The sequence below is a fragment of the Methylobacterium sp. WL120 genome, from assembly GCF_008039465.1.
Lineage (GTDB): Bacteria > Pseudomonadota > Alphaproteobacteria > Rhizobiales > Beijerinckiaceae > Methylobacterium > Methylobacterium cerastii.
The window spans coordinates 1-808 of the sequence record NZ_VRUT01000365.1 but is presented as its reverse complement, the minus strand read 5'-3'; the positions used below and the strand labels follow the sequence as shown (position 1 = coordinate 808).

Here is an 808-nt window from a genome sequence, read left to right as displayed (position 1 = left end):
TCACGCCGCCACCGGTAGTACGTCACCGAACTCACACCGAGCGCGCGGATTGCATCGGCCACGCTCTGGCCCTGTGAGATCAGCACGTCCGCCTGACGGAGCTTCGCGACGATCTCCTCGGGCTTCGGGTGTTTTGCCATCTCGTCCGTCCTCCAGGCTCAAAAGCCATACCAAAGGGCGGACCACTTCAATGGGGGCTGACCACTGTCGAGGACGCGGACCTGGTGTCCGCGCTTGAGCAACGCGGCCGTCAGGTGCGTGCCGATGAAGCCGGCGCCCCCCGTGATCAGAACCCGCTCGCTCAAGATGCTGACCTCGCCAAGATGCAGACCTCGCTTCGATGAGCGGACGCCCCGGTCCCACCGCGGCGAGGATCGGGCGCCTCTGCCGGACGGCGTCCGGCGGGCTCGGCAGTAACATGGCACACGGCGCGGTTGTGCCGCTCTAACCTATGACAGGTCCGATGACGGCGCGTCCGCCCGCTTCGTCAGCCGCTCGTGCGCGGGCGAGAGCCGTTGCCGATCATGTTGGGTCGACGGCATCGTCACCGGTGGCGGCAATGTCGTTTCGGCATTCATACCGGCGGAAGACTTTGAAAGCGTTTTGGATTGCGGCCCAGAGGTCTGGGACGGTGCGCGCGGCGGCCGTTCGCAGGAGCGCCTTCAGGTTGGCGAAGGCTTTCTCGATTGATGGTGTGGATGGCTCCTGCTCCCGGCGTTGCGTTGGGGCATAGTCGGGATGTTGTCGCCTCAAGCTGAGGAGCCACCCATGTCCGAACTTGTTACGGTCGGTATCGACCTCGCGAAAA

3 pseudogenes are annotated in these 808 nt (G+C 64.7%); all 3 read right to left on the bottom strand.

Annotated features, from left to right (window positions below):
* Positions 1-140 (bottom strand): annotated as a pseudogene (locus FV229_RS27030) (IS3 family transposase); the annotation flags it as partial.
* Between the two features lie 63 nt (positions 141-203).
* Positions 204-305, bottom strand: a pseudogene (locus FV229_RS27025) (NAD-dependent epimerase/dehydratase family protein); the annotation flags it as partial.
* Between the two features lie 217 nt (positions 306-522).
* Positions 523-808: pseudogene (locus FV229_RS28360) on the bottom strand (hypothetical protein); the annotation flags it as partial.